The organism is Ruegeria sp. HKCCA0370 (genome assembly GCF_013033705.1).
In the GTDB taxonomy this organism is placed as follows: Bacteria; Pseudomonadota; Alphaproteobacteria; order Rhodobacterales; family Rhodobacteraceae; genus Ruegeria.
In genome coordinates this window covers 310,793-329,295 of record NZ_WQEP01000004.1, presented here as the reverse complement: position 1 = coordinate 329,295, position 18,503 = coordinate 310,793, and the positions used below count along the sequence as shown (strand labels likewise).

16 protein-coding genes are annotated in these 18,503 nt (G+C 58.2%); 15 read left to right on the top strand and 1 reads right to left on the bottom strand.

Going from position 1 to position 18,503, the window contains the following annotated elements; all coding sequences use genetic code 11:
- Positions 1-9: 9 nt before the first annotated feature.
- The 15 genes from GOW31_RS11765 to GOW31_RS11695 all read left to right on the top strand — a co-directional run bounded on the left by GOW31_RS11765 (position 10) and on the right by GOW31_RS11695 (position 14,706).
- Complete coding sequence (locus tag GOW31_RS11765; protein ID WP_152460110.1) at positions 10-1,056, top strand: ABC transporter ATP-binding protein; 1,047 nt, start codon at positions 10-12, stop codon at positions 1,054-1,056.
- Between the two features lie 75 nt (positions 1,057-1,131).
- The gene (locus GOW31_RS11760; protein WP_152460109.1) at positions 1,132-2,343 is read left to right on the top strand and encodes an ABC transporter substrate-binding protein; all 1,212 of its coding nucleotides are present in this window, start codon (positions 1,132-1,134) and stop codon (positions 2,341-2,343) included.
- Between the two features lie 66 nt (positions 2,344-2,409).
- Complete coding sequence (locus tag GOW31_RS11755) at positions 2,410-3,432, top strand: carbohydrate ABC transporter permease (RefSeq protein ID WP_170346863.1); 1,023 nt, start codon at positions 2,410-2,412, stop codon at positions 3,430-3,432.
- 1 nt (position 3,433) lies between these two features.
- Positions 3,434-4,588: a carbohydrate ABC transporter permease gene (locus tag GOW31_RS11750; protein WP_171170237.1), complete on the top strand. Its 1,155-nt coding sequence runs from the start codon at positions 3,434-3,436 to the stop codon at positions 4,586-4,588.
- Positions 4,589-4,715: 127 nt separating this feature from the next.
- Positions 4,716-5,246, top strand: coding sequence for an ester cyclase (locus GOW31_RS11745; RefSeq protein ID WP_171118397.1), 531 nt, complete (start codon positions 4,716-4,718; stop codon positions 5,244-5,246).
- Between the two features lie 11 nt (positions 5,247-5,257).
- The gene (hisD, locus tag GOW31_RS11740) at positions 5,258-6,589 is read left to right on the top strand and encodes a histidinol dehydrogenase (protein WP_171170235.1); all 1,332 of its coding nucleotides are present in this window, start codon (positions 5,258-5,260) and stop codon (positions 6,587-6,589) included.
- On the top strand, positions 6,586-7,638 hold the full coding sequence (locus tag GOW31_RS11735) for an ester cyclase (RefSeq protein ID WP_171170232.1): 1,053 nt from the start codon (positions 6,586-6,588) through the stop codon (positions 7,636-7,638). The genes hisD and GOW31_RS11735 overlap by 4 nt, the downstream gene beginning before the upstream one ends.
- Positions 7,638-8,402, top strand: a complete 765-nt coding sequence (locus tag GOW31_RS11730) for an SDR family NAD(P)-dependent oxidoreductase (protein ID WP_171170230.1) — start codon at positions 7,638-7,640, stop codon at positions 8,400-8,402. Before GOW31_RS11735 ends, GOW31_RS11730 begins: the two co-directional genes overlap by 1 nt.
- A complete protein-coding gene (locus GOW31_RS11725) occupies positions 8,402-9,445 on the top strand; it encodes a LacI family DNA-binding transcriptional regulator (RefSeq protein WP_216597841.1) in 1,044 nt (347 codons plus the stop codon). Before GOW31_RS11730 ends, GOW31_RS11725 begins: the two co-directional genes overlap by 1 nt.
- Positions 9,442-10,431, top strand: coding sequence for an ester cyclase (locus GOW31_RS11720; protein WP_171170227.1), 990 nt, complete (start codon positions 9,442-9,444; stop codon positions 10,429-10,431). Before GOW31_RS11725 ends, GOW31_RS11720 begins: the two co-directional genes overlap by 4 nt.
- A gap of 191 nt (positions 10,432-10,622) precedes the next feature.
- The gene (locus GOW31_RS11715) at positions 10,623-11,588 is read left to right on the top strand and encodes a cupin (RefSeq protein WP_171170226.1); all 966 of its coding nucleotides are present in this window, start codon (positions 10,623-10,625) and stop codon (positions 11,586-11,588) included.
- Complete coding sequence (locus GOW31_RS11710; protein ID WP_171118386.1) at positions 11,585-12,187, top strand: trans-aconitate 2-methyltransferase; 603 nt, start codon at positions 11,585-11,587, stop codon at positions 12,185-12,187. Before GOW31_RS11715 ends, GOW31_RS11710 begins: the two co-directional genes overlap by 4 nt.
- Positions 12,188-12,197: 10 nt before the next feature.
- Positions 12,198-13,322: a cobalamin-independent methionine synthase II family protein gene (locus tag GOW31_RS11705; RefSeq protein ID WP_171170224.1), complete on the top strand. Its 1,125-nt coding sequence runs from the start codon at positions 12,198-12,200 to the stop codon at positions 13,320-13,322.
- Entirely contained in the window at positions 13,319-14,014 is a 696-nt protein-coding gene (locus GOW31_RS11700; protein WP_171170222.1) for an alpha/beta fold hydrolase, read from the top strand. The genes GOW31_RS11705 and GOW31_RS11700 overlap by 4 nt, the downstream gene beginning before the upstream one ends.
- Positions 14,011-14,706, top strand: a complete 696-nt coding sequence (locus tag GOW31_RS11695) for an RraA family protein (RefSeq protein ID WP_171170220.1) — start codon at positions 14,011-14,013, stop codon at positions 14,704-14,706. Before GOW31_RS11700 ends, GOW31_RS11695 begins: the two co-directional genes overlap by 4 nt.
- A 280-nt stretch (positions 14,707-14,986) precedes the next feature.
- Here the strand turns inward: GOW31_RS11695 and GOW31_RS11690 are convergent, their stop codons facing one another.
- Positions 14,987-18,448 carry an indolepyruvate ferredoxin oxidoreductase family protein gene (locus GOW31_RS11690; protein ID WP_171170218.1) on the bottom strand — a complete coding sequence of 1,154 codons (3,462 nt, stop codon included), beginning with the start codon at positions 18,446-18,448 and terminating at the stop codon, positions 14,987-14,989.
- Between the last annotated feature and the right edge of the window lie 55 nt (positions 18,449-18,503).

Sequence of the window (18,503 nt, the reverse complement as noted above, 5' to 3'; positions counted from 1 at the left end):
GGGGGCACCATGGCGGAAATTCAATTGCGGAATGTCGGCAAGCGATGGGGCTCATTCGTTGGGGTTCACAATTTCGACCTGACGATTGCAGATCGTGAGTTTCTGGTGCTGCTCGGCCCGTCAGGCTGCGGCAAGACAACCACAATGCGCATGATCGCCGGCCTCGAAGACGTGACGGAGGGCGAAATCCTTGTCGACGGCAACGTGGTCAATGATCTGGAACCCAAAGACCGTGACGTGGCGATGGTGTTCCAGAGCTACGCTCTGTATCCCAACATGAACGTCTACGAGAACATCCGCTTTCCGCTGAAAGTGCGTGGTATCGACCCGGCAACACACGACGAAAAGGTGCGCCGCGCCAGCGCCATGGTTGAACTGGACGATTTCCTGCATCGCAAGCCAGCCGAGTTGTCGGGTGGTCAGAGACAGCGTGTGGCACTTGCACGTGCCATCGTGCGCGAACCCAACGTGTTCCTGATGGACGAGCCGTTGTCCAATCTGGACGCCAAGCTGCGGGTTTCCACTCGGGCCCAGATCAAGAACCTGAGCCATGAGCTGGCTGTCACCACCATTTACGTCACCCACGACCAGATCGAGGCCATGACCCTTGCAGACCGCGTCGTCGTGATGAAACAGGGCGTGGTTCAGCAGGTCGGAAGCCCGACAGAAATTTATGACCGTCCCGCGAATACGTTCGTCGCCAGCTTCATCGGTTCACCCGCCATGAATTTGATGGATGGCGAAGTGGCGGGCGGAATTTTCCGCGCCGAACATGTCGAAATTGCGGTGGATGCACCGGATGGCCCAATGACACTGGGTTTCAGGGCCGAAGATGCCAGCCTTGCCGATGGCAAAGGTCAGATCACCGCTCCGATCTATACGCTGGAACTGCTGGGCGACGCGACCATGATCTCGGTTCGGGTCGGCGGAGCTCTGGTTTCGGTGAAAGCAGACAAAGCATTCCGCGCCGAGATTGGCGAAACGGTCTCGTTCTCGGTGCCGACGGATATCTGTCACCTCTTCGAAGCTGGAAGCGGTGCGCGGATCGGGGGCTAACCCCACAAACGGCCCGCAAGGGCATAACACCGGTCCGGACGTCGACGACGGACCGATCCTGACAGGGAGAAACCTATGAAACTCAAGACGATCCTCATGGCCGGTGCCATGTCCATCGCCGCCACCGGCGCGTGGGCAGATTGCGCCTTTGAAAACGAAGTGCCGCTAAAATCACTGTCCGCCGGTTTTGAAGCGTGGAAAGCCGTCACCGATGCGATGGCAGAATGCGGCAATTTCAGCGCATCGCTGGATCAGGAATTCCGCGAAAAGCAGCCCGAAGCATTTGCTGCGGATCCCGCGCTTTATCAGATCGGCGGTGTTTCAAACGCGACCCTGGTGCCGTTGCTGAACGCAGGCACGATCCGTCCGTTGGATGATCTGGTCGAAAAATACGGCCAGGACCTGCTTCCCAACCAGTTGATCAAGGTCGATGGCAAGACCATGGCCATTGCGATGATGGTGAATGCGCAGCACCTGATGTATCGCGATGATGTTCTGGCTGAACTGGGCATCGAAGAACCAAAAACCTATGATGACGTCCTGGCAGCGGCCGCCAAGATCAAAGAAGCCGGCGTCATGGACTATCCAATCGGGGGAACGTTCAAGACCGGTTGGAACCTCGGCCAGGAATTCGTCAACATGTACCTTGGCGAAGGCGGCTCGTTCTTTGGCGACGGCAACGTTCCAACGATCAACAACGAGCAGGGCGTCGCTGCGCTGGAAACACTGAAAGCCATGACCGAGTACATGGATCCGGAATATCTGGTTTCCGACTCGACATACGTGCAGCAACAGTTCCAACAGGGCAAGATCGCCATGGCGAACCTTTGGGCCAGCCGTGCAGCCGCCATGAATGATGAGGCCGAAAGCCAGGTCGTCGGCAAAGTCACCATGGCAGCCGCTCCTATGGGTTCGGCAGCGCCGGCAACCACCATCTGGTGGGATGGCATCGTTCTCGCTTCGAACATGAGCGACGAAGAGGCCGACGCCGCATTCCGCGTCGCGCTTGAGGGCATGGACGGCGAAATGGTCAGCGCAAACAATGACGTCGCTGTTTGGCTGAGCCCTGCCTATTCAGCGGGTGCTTTGGCGGCAGGAGCAGCCGCTTCGGCTGAAGCGGGCGCAAAGGCTTACCCGGCATCTGGCCCGATGGGCATCATGCACACCGCCCTGGGCAACGGTCTGGCCGACTACCTGACCGGCGCCAAGGATGCTCAGACAACGCTGGCGGATATCGAGGCAGATTACATCACTGCCGCGAAAGAAGCAGGTCTGATCAGCAACTGATCCTCCCGTGGGAGGGCTACGGCCCTCCCGCCCCTTCCCCTCGAGAGTCATGAGAAAGGCAGAGCCATGAATTTCCGGACATTTGCCGCGTTTGTCGGCCCCTCTGTCTTTATGATGCTTCTCTTCATCGCGTTCCCGTTGATCAGCGTGTTCAAGCAGAGTTTCTATGTCACCCAGCCGATCTATGAGACTGTCGAAAAGGAAACCTGCACGCCCGGTTTCCTGACGCAGACCTGCGTGACCGAGATGGTTTCGCAGCCAAAGCTCGACGAACATGGCGAGGTCATTACCCAAACCCAATATGTCGGCTTGCAAAGCTATCGCAACGTGTTGGAGCCTGAACGCGCATGGCGCGCCATAAGCGACGGCAGTTGGCATGTGCTGTCTACGATCAACTTCTGGAAGGCGCTTCGGTTCACCCTGACCTTCACCTTGATCACTCTGCCGCTGGTGGTCGGGTGCGGGCTTGGAATAGCAATCCTGATAAACAATGCCGCGCGGTCCATCCGCGGGCCTGTGATCTTTGTGTCCCTGCTGCCCTTCATCATCACACCCGTGATCGGTGTGCTGTCGATCAACTGGCTGTTTCGGGGCGACGGCATCCTGACCGCTATGATGGAATGGTGGCTGAACCGGGACATCGCCTTGTTCGCCCAAGCCTGGACCATCGAGTTACTGATGATGCTCTACCGCGTCTGGCACGTGGCACCCTTTGCCGCCATTGTCTTCTATGCCGGGCTGCAAACGGTCAATCAGGACAGCCTGGAAAGTGCCGTGATTGACGGTGCGACCCGATGGCAGCGCCTGAAATACATCGTCATTCCACACCTGATGCCGCTGATCATCTTCGTGTCGATGATCCACCTGATGGACAGCTACCGCGTGTTCGAAGAGATCGTCGGTTTTTCAAGCCAGGGCTACGTCATCTCGCTGCAATGGCTGACCTTCGACTATCTGACGCCGGATCAGGCCGGCAACCGGTCGATCAGCCGGGCGTCCGCCAACTCGATGCTGACCATGATCGGTGTCGTCATCCTGCTTATCCTGCCGCTGCGCCGTACGTGGCGCGACCATAAAGGAGGTCACTGACATGTCCTCGCGTGCGCTTCGCCAGCCCTTCAGCCTGCGGTTGACCTCGAACATCTTCCTTGCGCTCTGGTGCCTGATCGCGGCCTTCCCGATCTTCTGGATCGTGGTGATGAGCTTCAAATCACCCGTCGATGCGTTCGACGGCAACGCGCTGAACGTGATCTTCGGGCCGGCCACGCTGAGCGTCGGAAAGGGCTTGTCACTGCTGGATATCATTCTGGGCATCGCGGTCATCTGGGGCACGATCCTCGTGGCGACCCGAACGTTACCTTCAATGGTCAGGTCCTACAGCAAACCCGGACAGGAATGGTTCGGCTGGCTGATCGGTGTGCTGGCCGTGCTGGTGGGTTTCCTGCTGGTGTTCTTCGTCGTCCTGCCTGCACTCCTGAACGTGTTGAACCCGCTGTTTGGCCCGCTGGGACGGGATGTGCTTGGTCTGACGACCGAGCATTACAAAACCGTCTGGATCGACCGGGGCTTTTCGAACAACTTCAAGAATTCGCTGATTGTCACAACGGGCGTGGTGACCGTGTCGCTGACCGTGGGCACGTTGGCAGGCTACGGTCTGGCCCGGTCAGGGTCGACTTTGGCCTTCTGGATCCTGATCGTTGCACTGGTGTTCCGAGCCCTGCCACATTCGGTTCTGGTGGCGGGCTATCTGCCGGTTTTCATCAATTCGGCCGAATGGCTCAGCCCGATCCTGGGGGAAAACGCACCAACCCTGTACGGCAAACCCTTCGCTGTGATCGCGGTGCTGGTCGCGATCAATCAGCCCTTCACGATCTGGATGCTACGCTCGTTCTTCCAGAACATCCCGGCCGAATTGGACGAGGCCGCCCGCGTGGATGGGTGCAGCCACTTTCAGGCCTTCCGCCGTGTCATCATGCCGGTGATGTGGCCGGGTGTCATAACCACAGGGCTGTTCAGCTTCCTGCTGGCGTACAACGATTTTCTGGTCACCGCGCTGCTGCTTGATGCGCAGAACCAGACCATGGTTCCCGCCATCGTCGGCATGTTCAACCGCGAGACCACGACAACCGATCAGGTCGTTGCGGTTGCCGCTGCCGTGTCGATCACCGCGCCACTGATCTTCCTTGTCCTGATCTTCCAGCGCCAGATTGTCAGCGGTCTGACAGCCGGGGCGGTGAAAGGCTGATGAGCAAGAACGCCCGACATAACGCCATGTCGCGCCACCCGGCGCTGAACAGGATGCCGAGGGACTTTCTGAGCATTGGGGCCGCACGTCCCAATCCCTCCCTTCGGCAACCTCAAAGGATAGAAAAATGAAAGGTTCCCGTCCCGAACAAGCGGTTCTGACCCGCGACACGGACATGAGCAAGACGGAAGACACGCGCCGCGTGATCGAAACGATGGTTGATGGTCTGAATGATCACCGCATTGATGACATCGGTGAATTCTTCGCCCAAGGTTTTCGCTGGATGGGCAATCAGGGCTGCGGCACCAAGACCGGCCTGCAGGAATTTCAGGATAACTGGCAGCGCCCGTTTCAAGCCGCGTTTTCGGATAAGGTCTGTGTTGACGAAGCGCGCCTTTACATGGGTGAATGGGCCGCCGCCTTCGGCCGCCAGGAAGCCACGCATTCCGGCGAATTTCTGGGCATTGCCCCCACAGGCAAGCGCGTCGAAATCAGGTACATGGACTTCTGGAAAGTGGTCGACGGCAAGATTGTCGACAACTGGGTGAATGTCGACTTTGCCCACGTTGCGGCTCAGCTGGGCGTGGACCTGTTCAACGGCGAAGGCTGGGAAGCATTTGACCGCGGCGAGAAGACTCCGCCACGGCCGGAAAACTGAGGATTGGAAAGATGGCAATCGAGTATCTTAAACGCGGCAAATCCGATGCGGATCGGGCGGAAGATGATGCCAAGACCCGCGCCGTGGTTGAAGCGACGCTGAAAGACATCGAAACCCGTGGGGATGCCGCGGTGCGCGAGTTGAGTGAGAAGTTCGACAACTACTCACCTGCCTCGTTCCGCCTGAGCCAGCAGGAAATTGATGACCTGATCGGGCAATTGTCCGATCGTGAGCTGGCCGATATCAAATTCGCGCAAGAACAGGTGCGCAACTTTGCGCAGGCGCAGCGGGATTCAATGCTGGACATCGAGGTCGAAACCCTGCCCGGTGTCATTCTGGGGCACAAGAACATTCCGGTGCAATCCGTGGGTTGCTATGTTCCGGGCGGCAAATTCCCGATGGTCGCCTCGGCGCATATGTCGGTGGCGACCGCCTCGGTCGCCGGTGTTCCGCGCATCATAGCATGCACACCCCCGTTTCAGGGCAAACCCAATGCAGCGGTGATTGCCGCTATGCACCTGGGTGGCGCGCATGAGATCTATGTCATGGGCGGCATTCAGGCCATCGGGGCCATGGCATTGGGCACCGAAACAATCGATCCGGTTCACATGCTTGTTGGCCCCGGCAACGCCTTTGTCGCGGAAGCCAAACGTCAGTTGTTCGGTCGTGTCGGGATCGATCTTTTTGCAGGGCCGACCGAAACGATGGTCATTGCCGACGAGACCGCCGCAGATGCGGAGCTGTGCGCAACCGATCTGCTGGGGCAGGCCGAGCATGGATACAACAGCCCCTGCGTTCTGCTGACCAACTCACGCAATCTGGCCAATGACACCTTGGCCGAGGTCGACCGGCTGCTGGGCATCCTGCCAACCGCAGATACCGCAAAGGTGTCGTGGGACGAATATGGTGAGGTGATCGTTTGCGACACTTATGATGAGATGTTGCAGGTTGCCGATGACATCGCCTCGGAACATGTACAGGTGATGACCGACCGAGACGACTGGTTCCTTGAAAACATGACCTGCTATGGGGCGTTGTTCCTTGGGCCGCGCACCAATGTTTCGAACGGGGACAAGGTGATTGGCACCAACCACACGCTGCCCACCAAAAAAGCCGGGCGTTACACGGGTGGTCTTTGGGTTGGTAAATACCTGAAGACGCACAGCTATCAAAAAGTTCTGACCGATGAGGCCGCGACGCTGATCGGCGAGTATGGCTCGCGCCTGTGCATGCTTGAAGGGTTCGTTGGCCACGCGGAACAATGCAACGTTCGTGTGCGCCGATATGGCGGAATCAATGTGCCCTACGGTGCGCCCGCCCCTTACCGGGACGCTGCTGAATGAGTGACAAACACACACATCACAAGGCCCTGGTCGAACCGCTCAGGGCTGCGATGTACGATTTCGATGAGGCCGGCGTACGCCGGGCTTTGGCGGAGGTCACGTCACCGGATGCCGTGTTCCGTCTGTGTCATCCCTTTGGGGACAGCGTCGGCAGTGATGCGTTCTATGACACTGGCTACAAAGACTTACTGGCGGCCTGGCCCGATCTTGAACGACGGGATTACATCGTCATGGCCGGCCCGGATGAGTTCGGCGCAGATTGGGTCGGGTGTGGTGGGTATTACACCGGTGTTTTTACCGGCCCCTGGCTGGACATCCCGCCGACGGGTCATCAGGTCACGATGCGGTTTCATGAATTTTACCGCTTCGAAAACGGCAAGATCGTCGAGATGCAGGCCCTTTGGGACATCCCCGAAGTCATGATGCAGGCGAATGCCTGGCCGATGGCACCGAGCCTGGGCCGAGAATGGCACATCCCCGGCCCTGCCACTCAGGACGGGTTTGTCCCCGGCCCTTATGATGAAGCCAAGGGCAAACAGACCTGCCAGCATATCATCGACATGCTGGAGCATCTCAAGAAACACCCGTCCCAAGGCGGCCCCGAAGTGATGGAGATGGAACGGTTCTGGCACCCGCGCATGAACTGGTACGGCCCTTCGGGCATCGGCACCGGGCGCGGGTACGCGGGGTTCCGAAATTGGCATCAGATCCCATTTCTGAACGGTATGCCGGATCGCGGGCAGTTCGTGGACGACATCACCTATCACTTCTTCGGTGACGGGGAATATGCAGCTGTGACGGGCTGGCCCAACATGATCCAGACCGTCACAGACGATGGTTGGATGGGCATCGCTCCGTCAGGCAAGAAGATCACCATGCGCAGCCTCGATTTCTGGCGTTTGGAAAACGGCAGGATCCGGGAAAACTGGGTGCTGGTTGATTTGCTGGATGCCTACCGGCAGCTTGGCGTTGACGTCTTTGCCCGCCTGCGGGAATTCAACAAGGCCCGCAATTTGGGCCGTATTGAAATACCGGATGGAATGCGCTGATGACGGAATTGCCACGCACCCCTTCGTTTTCTCTGAACGGAAAATCAGCCCTCGTTACCGGAGCCTCGTCGGGTATCGGTCAGGGTTGTGCGGTGGCTTTGGCCGAGGCAGGCGCGCATGTTGTTTGTGCGGCCAGAGGGGCGGACCGGTTGAACGACACCGTCTCCGCCTTGCGAGATCACGGCTGGTCGGCCGAAGCGCTTGTGATGGATCAGGGTGATCTGGATGCCCTGAAACAGCTTTTCGATCACCGCACTTTCGATATCGTGGTGAATTCAGCGGGCGTGGCGCGCCACAGCGCGGCCATCGAAACCACGCCCGATGACTTTGATGTTGTCACCAACGTCAATTTGCGTTCGGCCTACTTCTTATCGGCCTACGCCGCCCGCGCTTTGATCTTGGCAGGAAAGCCGGGATCGATCATCCACATCTCCAGCCAGATGGGGCATGTCGGCGGTGTCGACCGGGCGCTTTATTGTGCGACCAAACATGGGCTTGAGGGCATGGTCAAATCCATGGCCATCGAATGGGGCAAACAGGGCATTCGGATCAACACTGTCTGCCCGACTTTCATCAGAACCCCCCTGACCCAATCCACTTTCGACAATCCTGAACGCGCCGCGTGGATCATGGAAAAGATCAAGCTGGATCGGGTCGGAGAAGTCGAAGACATCATGGGCGCGGTGCGTTATCTCGCGTCAGACGCCTCTGCACTGGTTACCGGCACGTCAATGCTTATCGACGGGGGTTGGACAGCAGATTGATGGCCGAAAAAGTAACATCCCTTCAGGTCGCCCAACTGGCTGGTGTCAGCCAGTCCGCCGTCAGCCGCGTATTCACGCCCGGCGCGTCCGTCAGCAAAAAGACCGAAGAGAAGGTGCGCAAAGCCGCTGCTGAACTGGGCTATCGTCCAAACGTTCTGGCCCGCGCCATGGTGTCCGGGAAAAGCCGGATTATCGGTTTGGTGGTGGGCTACCTTGATAACTATTTTTATCCGGAAGCGCTCGAGAAGCTGTCAAACGCCCTTCAGGAGCAAGGCTATCACGTGCTGATCTTCATGGCCTCTCGATCGGCCGGGAACATCGACGATGTGATGGAAGAGATTCTCGATTACCAGGTGGATGGCGTCATCCTGGCCTCGGTGCCCATGTCGTCGGATATCGCCATGCGCTGCCAACAGGCCGGGGTGCCAGTGGTGCTGTTCAACCGCAGCCAGGACATCGAGGGCATCACCACGGTCACGTCCGACAACTATGCCGGGGGCCGCAAAGTCGCGGAATTTCTGCTAGCCGGTGGGCACCAACGGATTGCCTATATCGCAGGTTGGCAAGGGGCCTCGACGCAGCGGGACCGCGAAGCCGGGTATCGCGCCGCACTGGCCGAGGCCGGGCAGGAACTGTTTGCCCACGAAGTAGGGGAGTTTCACACGGAAAACGCCCGTACAGCAGCCCGTCGGATGTTCGATGTCGCCCCTGAACGACGGCCGGATGCCGTATTTGTGGCCAATGATCACATGGCATTGGCGGCGATGGACGTGATCCGTTTTGAACTTGGCCTGCGCGTCCCCGAGGATGTCTCGGTCGTGGGTTATGATGACGTGCCGCCGGCCGGTTGGCCGGCTTACAATTTGACAACGATCCGGCAGCGGGCCAACCTTATGGTAGCCGAAACCGTTGCCGCACTTTTCGAACATATCGACACCCCGGCGAAAGCCGAACCGCGCAAAGTGGCCATTGATGGACCACTGGTTGTGCGGACCTCGGCCCGATTGCCAAAGGGGTGGGCCCCACAAAGGACAGAGACATGAAAGGCTTCGACCCGAAATTCCGGGATTTTCCGGACTACATCATCGGCATCACCAAAGAGATCTGGGAAGATCGGGGGATCGCCACGCTGCATAAGTATTACAGCGATGACATCGTCGTCCGATCGCCTGGTTCGGTTGTTTTGGGCAATCAAAATGTCATCGGAGCCACAATGGCAACGCTTGCCGAGTTTCCGGATCGGCAGCTGCTGGGCGAAGACGTGATTTGGTCCGGCACACCGGAAGAGGGCATGTTGAGCTCTCATCGGATCATTTCAACGGCCACGCATTTGGCCGAGGGTGTCTATGGTAAGCCCACCGGGACGAAGCTGCGTTACCGGATTCTTGCGGATTGCCACGCCATCGACAATCAGATCAACGATGAATGGCTGATCCGCGATCAGGGCGCGATTGTGCGCCAGATGGGCTGGGATCCCAAGGAATACGCCGCTGATCTGATTGCCCGGGAAGGCGGCAAAGAGAACTGCGTCAAACCTCTGACGCCCGAAATCGATCAGCCTGGACCGTACAAAGGCCATGGGAATGACAATGAATGGGGGCAGCGCTACGCCGACGTTCTGACGCGAATCATGAACGCAGATATGGGCGTGATCGGTTCAGAATATGACCGCGCTGTTCAATCAGAATATGTGGGTGGCGTAACCGGGCATGGCTGGCAGGCCATCGACCGCTTCTGGATGGGTCTGCGGGCGAGTTTTCCGAATGCGGAATTCAAGATCGAGCATCAGATCGGGCGAGATGACCCCGATATGCCTCCGCGTGCGGCAATTCGCTGGAGCCTTTGGGGCAAGCATGACGGCTGGGGCGTATTTGGCGCACCGACCGGTGCGCATGTTTATGTCCTCGGGATCAGCCACGCTGAATTCGGCGCACTTGTTGCGGGGCAGCCGCAGTTGCGCCGTGAATACACCCTGTTCGATGAAACCTCGGTCTGGAAGCAGATCCTGTTGCAGAACGGCGAGGTCTGAGTGGGCCGCCCGGTCTCATATCGCATCCTGTCGGGCGGTCTGTCCGAGCCCCGGACCGTTCGGCTTTTCCATATGTACCGTCAAAGCCTGAGGGCGCGGCGACTGAACCTGCGACCGCCCGGAAAGTAAGGGCCTGTCCTGCTTGGGCACACGAGCTTTCTTTCCAAAAACGTTCAATCGGATCGTACGTCATGACAAAATCATCCATCCCTTCCCGCATAGTCCGCTATGGCGAGCTTCAACCCTGTAAAACCGCTTTTATCGATGCCCATACTCCCGGCAGCGATCAGAAAGAGAACTTCACGATAATCGGCGGCGGCGTCTCGGAATCTCCGGACCAGCATGTCCACATCACGGACAAGATCGGTTTCAACATCGGAGCGGCCGGGCAGCCGCCGAAATGCCGCAACTCACTGCACAGCCACACCACGGCCGAGGTCTTTTTCGTTGCCAAGGGTCGTTGGCGGTTTTTCTGGGGCCGCTATGGTACGGCCGGGGAATTCATCGCCGAGGAAGGAGACATCTTCAACATTCCAACGGGTATTTTCCGGGGCTTTGAGAATGTCGGCCAGGATTACGGAATGATCATGTCGATCCTGGGCGGAGACGATGCGGGTGGCGGCGTCACCTGGGCGCCTCAGGTGATCGAAGATGCACAGGCACATGGTCTGATGCTGGGCGACAATGGCGTTCTGTACGACTCCAAACTGGGCCAGGAACTGCCGCACAATGTCCGCCCGATGCCTTTGCTGACCGAAGAACAGCTGAAAAGCTATCCCGAAGTTCCTGTCGAAGATGTGGTCGGCAAATACGTTGCGCGGTATTGGGATCTAATGGCGTTGTCGGCCAAAAAGCCCGCAAAGGTGATTGGCGAAAACGCGTTGATCAAGGACAAACCCGGATTCGAGGTCGATTTTCTGGGGCGCGGGTCCGCAATGACCCAACCGATCGCTGCCGAGAAACCAGTGGTTCTGATGCCGGCCAGCGGTCACTGGCGTGTTTCGATTGACGGGTACGAGACTACGATCTCGGTGGGCGACACGACCTTGGTTCTTCCCGGCGAAACCTATGGCGTTCAGCCATCTATGACCGGACAGGCGGGCCTGTACCGCATCACCGCAACCGATGACCCGGCAGGAGCGACCTGGACAGGATGAACGCGGACCCGAATGACACCCACGCCGTTTATGAACGGCAGGCGACCGAATATGACAGGCGCCGTTCCAAGGCCCTGTTCGAAGCGCGCTGGTTGGCGCGCTTCACGGCCAGCCTGAAGCCGGGTGACCGCGTATTGGACCTGGGCTGTGGTTCGGGCGACCCGATTGCCCGTTGGTTCATGGCCGAAGGGTTTGACGTCACGGGTATCGATTTTTCCGACGCCATGCTTGCCATTGCCCGCGACCGTTGGCCCGATGGCGACTGGCGCAACGCGGATATGCGGAGTTTTGAACTGGATCAACAGTTCGACGGCATCATTGCCTGGAACAGCTTTTTCCACCTTACGGCGGACGAGCAGAAAGACTGTATCGCCCGGATGGCGCGCCATTTGCGACCCAAGGGAATGCTCATGCTGACCGTCGGACCTCGTGCCGGAGAGGTCAGCGGCACAGTGGGATCAGAGCTTGTCTACCACGCATCGCTGTCCCCGGCCGGTTACGCCGGGTGTCTTGAGAAAAACGGGCTGCAAATGACCGGATACCTGGCCGAAGATCCAGAAGCCCAAAGCCACACGATCCTGATGGCACGAAAAATTTAAGGAGGTCCCCATGACCGTAAAAACAACACATGTTGGCTCTCTGCCCCGAACGCAGGACGTCGTGGACTTTATTTTTGCCCGCGAAAACGGCGAACCTTATGACACAGGCGCCTTTGATACCTGCATGGCCAACGCCGTGGCCGAAACGGTGCGCAAACAGGTCGAAGCCGGTGTTGATATCGTCAGCGACGGCGAAACTTCGAAAATCTCCTATGCGACCTATGTCAAAGATCGCTACACCGGGTTTTCGGGCGACAGCCCTCGTAACGCGCCGGCAGACTTGAAGATGTTCCCCGGCTTTCTGCAAAGACTGGCCGATGACGGCGGTACCCCACAATACGCAAGGCCGATGTGCACGGGTGAGGTGCGATCAAAAGGGCAAGGTGAGTTACAAAAGGACATCGCCAATCTCAAAGCGGCCATGGCTCAACACGGGGCCGAGCGCGGTTTCATGAATGCCGCGTCTCCCGGAGTGATCTCGTTGTTTTTGCAGAATGATTTCTACCCTACGCGAGAGGCTTATCTGGCAGCGTTGGCCGACGCGATGAAGGACGAATACGAAACCATCGTCGCCGCCGGGTTGGACCTGCAACTGGATTGCCCCGATCTTGCCCTGTCGCGCCACATGCTGTTCACCGACCTGTCGGATGAGGCGTTCATCAAGATTGCCGACATGCATGTCGAGGCCCTGAACCATGCGCTTCAGAACGTCCCGCAGGATCGGGTACGGGTACATATTTGCTGGGGCAACTACGAAGGCCCGCATTGCTGTGACATCGCCATGGACAAGGTCTTCAGCACCCTGATGGCAACCAAGTCGCGCTATGTCCTGTTCGAAACGTCCAATCCGCGGCATGCCCATGAATGGACTGTCTTCCGGGACCGCAAGGCCGAGATTCCCGATGACAAGGTTCTGGTGCCCGGCGTGGTCGACACCACGACCAATTTCGTCGAACATCCCGAACTTGTGGCCCAACGGATTGACCGGTTCACGGAAATCGTGGGACCGGACCGGGTGATCGCGGGCAGCGATTGCGGCTTTGGCACTTTTGCGGGTTTCGGCGCCGTCGATCCCCAGATCGCCTATGCCAAGCTGGCGGCGTTGTCCGAAGGGGCAAAGCTGGCTTCGGCATGAAACCTCTGATCTTGTTGCCGGGCATGATGTGTGATGCCCGGCTTTTTGGCCCTCAGATCAATGCTCTGTCGGGCAGAATGCCCGTGATGACCTTTCCGTTGTCTCATCACGACAGCATAGAGGCCATGGCCCAGGATATCCTTGGAAATGCGCCGCCGGTCTTCGCGCTGGCCGGGCTGTCCATGGGGGGTATCGTGGCCATGGAGGTAACGCGCCAAGCCCCCGAACGTGTTTCGCGTCTGGCCTTGCTTGACACCAATCCAATGGCAGAAAAGCCAGAGGTAAAAGCGCGTCGCACGCCGCAGATATCCGCCGTTCGCAACGGTCAGATGAGGACCGTGATGCGTGACGAGATGAAGCCCGGTTATCTGGCTGACGGACCGAACCGGGGGGCGATCCTGGATCTGTGCATGGCAATGGCCACCGACCTGGGCCCGAACGTTTTCATACGTCAGTCCAAGGCGCTTATGAACCGACCGGACCAAAGCGAGACGCTGACGGCTTATACCGGAAAGGCTCTGGTCTTGTGCGGACGTGAAGACCGGCTTTGCCCAGTTGAACGCCACCGACTTATGCATGACCTGCTGCCACGAAGCGCGCTTGAGATCATCGGCGACGCGGGCCATCTCCCGACATTGGAACAACCTGAAAAAACAACAGCGGCGCTGTCCCGCTGGCTGGAGGACACATGACACCATCCCTTTTGTCTTTGCTTCGCAAAGTCGATACGCCAACTGTCTGCAATGCCATCGAGGTGGCACAGGGCAGGCGCGGATTCGACAGGTTCACGCGTGGCACCATGCTAAGCTCGGCCCCCGAAGGGCCTGCCATCGTCGGCTATGCGCGCACCGCCAAAATTGCTGCGGTCAATCCCCCGACCGAGCCGCCCGACGTCATCAAAGCCCGACGTATGGCCTATTACAAGTACATGGCCGAGGCACCCGGCCCTTCAATCGCCGTGATCGAGGATCTGGATTATCCCGATTGCATCGGCGCTTATTGGGGTGAGATCAATACGACGGTTCACAAGGGTTTCGGCATGTCTGGCGCTCTGACCAACGGTGTCATGCGGGATCTCGGGGATTTGCCCTCAGGGTTCCCGGTTGTCGCTGGTTCCATCGGACCGAGCCATGGTTTCGTCCACGTCCGCGAGATTGACACTCAGGTTTCGATTTTTGGTCTGACAGTTGACCCCGGTGATCTTGTTCACGCCGATCGTCATGGCGCATTGGTCATACCGAATGATGTCGTTGATCAATTGGAAGCTGCAATCCATAAGCTTTTGGCGACAGAACGTATTGTTCTGGACGCAGCCCGCGAGCCCGCGTTTGATTTCGAAGCATTCGAAACCGCCTGGGCCGCCTTTGAAAAAGCACGGGTCTGATCACAAGGGTCGGAGACAATGAAAGCCGGCTGGGCAAAAAACACTTACAAGTCCCTTGCTCGTCCACCCAGAGCAAGACGGCCTCTGCCAACGCAATGCCCGTGACAAAGGGTTACCCAAATCTGTCTGTCCGATGGCGGCGTCGCGCCGCTGCCGGTGAAGCCCGAACGCAAACCGGACCGTTTCAGACAGCAGTCCATTACACCGGAGCGTAAGGGGGTTCAGATCCGTTCAGCCCCGCGTACAATCCGCGTTTCCAGACAGTTTCCCGAAAGAACAATCAAACCTTGTGAGAAGCGGCGCCCTGCGCATCCCTTCGCTGTTCTCCGATCACGTTCAGCATGGCATCTACATCTGTACGTACGGTTTGTGTTGCCGCTTCGCGCACCGGGCCAAAACCGCGGATATCCAGCGGCGCTGACAGGATCTTCAGGCAGGTTTCCGCCTCCAGCTCGGGGCTGACTTCTTCGATGCGATCCAAGACAGCCAAAAACCAGGCCAGGGTTTCGTTTTCAAGCTTGCGGTCCCTTGATAACCGGAATGGATCAAGCCAGCCGCCGCGAAGCCTGCGTGCACGCGAAAGGAGCCTCAGAACGGGGGTCATCCAACCACCGTAGCTTCGCTTGCGCGGTCGCCCGCGTGCATCCTTGCGACCGCTCAGAACCGGTGGCGCGAGGTGGTATTTGATCCGAAAATCCCCTTCGAACTCGGACCGCAATTGTTTCTCGAATTGTTGCGATGTCAGCAACCGAGCAACCTCGTATTCGTCCTTGATTGCCATGAGGCGAAACAGGGATTTTGCCGCAAGCGAAAGCGCTTCCTCGCGTATCTGGTCAGGCAGTGCTGCTGACAGACGGGTCAGGCGATCCCGGTACTGTTGCGCATAAGCGTCATCGTGATAGGTCGCCAATTCATCGGACCGGTAATCGATTATCTGCTGCGATGTTTCTTGCGAAAAGCTCTTCTCCTTCGCATTCAGCATCTGCGGGTTTGCAGCGATCACCCGCCCCAGATCAAAGGCCATGATGTTGGCCTCGATCGCGGTTCCATTGAGCTTGATCGCCTGTTTGATTGCAACCTCACTGATCGGAATGTTCCCCAGCTGCCACGCGACACCAAACAGCAAGGTATTGGCAAAGACCGAATCCCCCAGCAAATCCACGGCCAACTGGTTTGCATCCAACGCGAAGACATTTTCTTCGCCGACGGTCCGGCGTATCAGCGCTTCTCGTTCGTCGACCTTGAGCTGGGCATCGCGGTGCAAAACAAGGTCGCCTGTTGGCATTTCCGCACGGTTCAGTACGACTTTTGTGCCCTTGCGATAGTGAACCGAGGCTTTGGGCGCCGAAGACACGACCACGTCACACCCAATGACGGCGTCGGCGCTTTTGGCCTCAATTCGGACCTGATTGATTTCTTCGGGCGTGCGGGCAATGCGAACATAGCCGACAACCGTACCGAATTTCTGGGCGAACCCGGTAAAATCCAGCACGCTGGCGCCTTTGCCTTCCAAATGCGCCGCCATCGTCAGAACGGCGCCCACCGTTACGACACCGGTGCCGCCGACCCCACCGACCAAAAGATCGTACGGCGCGTGCAGGTCAGGAAGCTGCGGGTCGGGAACCTTGGCAAGAAGCGACGGGATATCCAGTTTCTGCCTGGGTTCCTTTCGCCGCACCGCCCCTTCCACAGTAATGAAACTGGGGCAAAACCCGTTCAGGCAGGAAAAGTCCTTGTTGCAAGAGTTCAGGTTTACCTTTCGCTTGCGGCCCAATGGGGTTTCAAAGGGTTCGATACTCAGACAGTTGCTTTCGACCGAGCAATCGCCGCAGCCTTCGCACACTGCGGGGTTGATGAAAGCAAACCGCTTGGGGTCTTCTGTTTTTCCACGCTTGCGGCGACGGCGTTTCTCGGTGGCGCAGGTCTGCTCGTAAATCAAAACCGTAACACCTTGGATGTCACGCAGCTCACGCTGCACGGCATCCATCTCTTCCCGGGGGTGAAAGCTCGTTCGTGCCGGAAAATCGCTGGAATCGAACTTCGTTATGTCGTCTGAAACCAAGGCGATCCGGTCGACACCTTCTGCGTGACAGGTCTGGGCGATCCCGGAAACGCTGATAGGGCCATCAACAGGCTGCCCCCCCGTCATTGCCACTGCGTCATTGTACAGAATCTTGTAGGTGATGTTCGTACCCGCCGCCACGGCCTGGCGAATGGCAAGCGACCCGGAATGATACCAAGTGCCCTCGCCAAGGTTTTGAAAGATATGTTTGTTGCCATTGAATTTCGAGGCAACAACATGCGGCACACCTTCGCCACCCATCTGCGCATAACCGACCGTGTTGCGGTTCATCCAACTTGCCATCACGTGACAGCCGATGCCTGACGCAGCCGTGCTTCCATCGGGGACTTTGGTGGATGTGTTGTGGGGACAACCCGAGCAAAAATACGGAGCCCTGACCGCACCCGGAACATTCAGAACGGATGGCGGTTCGTCCGTCAGCGCCTTCGCCTTTTCCAGAAATCCCTCTTCCGGGAAAAAGCGGTCGAGTCGCTCTGCAACGACCGGAACCAGGTTCAACGGGCTCAACTCTCCGGTCCAGGGAATCAACGGATCGCCCGCTGCGCGGTGTTTTCCGACCATCTTTTCGGGCTTGTCCCCCGGCCAGTCATAGAAATATTCCTTGAACTGGCTTTCGATGATCCCGCGTTTTTCCTCGACGACCAGCACTTCTTTTTTGCCACGGACGAAAGACAGCGCATCGCGCCGCGCCAAAGGCCAAACCATCCCGACCTTGTAGATGTCGATGCCCAAACGGCGGCATCCGTTTTCGTCAAGCCCCAGAAGACGCAGCGCTTCCATCAGGTCCAGATGGCTTTTGCCCGTTGTGACAATACCGAATGGGGCATCCTTGATGTCATAGATGCGCCGGTCGATCGGGTTCGCCTCGACAAAAGCCTCCACTGCCCGCAACTTGTGTTCGATCCGTGTCTCGATGGCCGGGCTTGGCAAATCGGCGCTGCGCACGTGCAAGCCGCCCGGCGGCAGATCTATTTCCGGCAAGGTAAATTTTCGGTCCGGCTTCAACTGCACGGATTGCCCGCTTTCCACGGTTTCCGAAATCGCCTTGAACCCGACCCAGGTGCCCGAGTATCGGCTCAGCGCGATCCCGTATTCGCCGAACTCCAGGTATTCAGCCACGTTGGCCGGGTTCAGCGTTGGCATGAACCAGGTCATGAAGGCGACGTCGGACTGATGCGGCATTGAAGAAGACACGCAGCCATGATCGTCACCCGCGACAACCAGAACCCCGCCCTTCGGCGACGAGCCATAGGCATTGCCATGGCGCAACGCGTCCCCTGAACGGTCAACTCCGGGGCCCTTCCCGTACCACATCGAAAACACGCCCTCGACTTCACAATCGGGATCAAGCGAGGCCTGCTGGGCACCAAGAACCGCTGTGGCGCCGAGGTCTTCGTTTACGGCCGGCATGAATGTGATCCTGGCCGCCTCGGTTTCCTCTTTCGCTCGCCACAGCTCCAGATCCAAACCACCAAGAGGAGACCCCCGATATCCGGAAATGAACCCGGCCGTGTTGTTTCCCGCTGCTGCGTCCCTGCGGGCCTGGTCCAACATGATGCGAACCAGAGCTTGCGTTCCCGTCAGGAAAACACGACCCTCTGAGGCTTTGTATCGGTCCGACAGGGCGTAAGTATCGAATTTCAGGGACTGGTCAGTCATGGATACCTCGCCTTTTCTGGGTATTTTACCGGATTCTTTTGAGGAATCTGTTCTA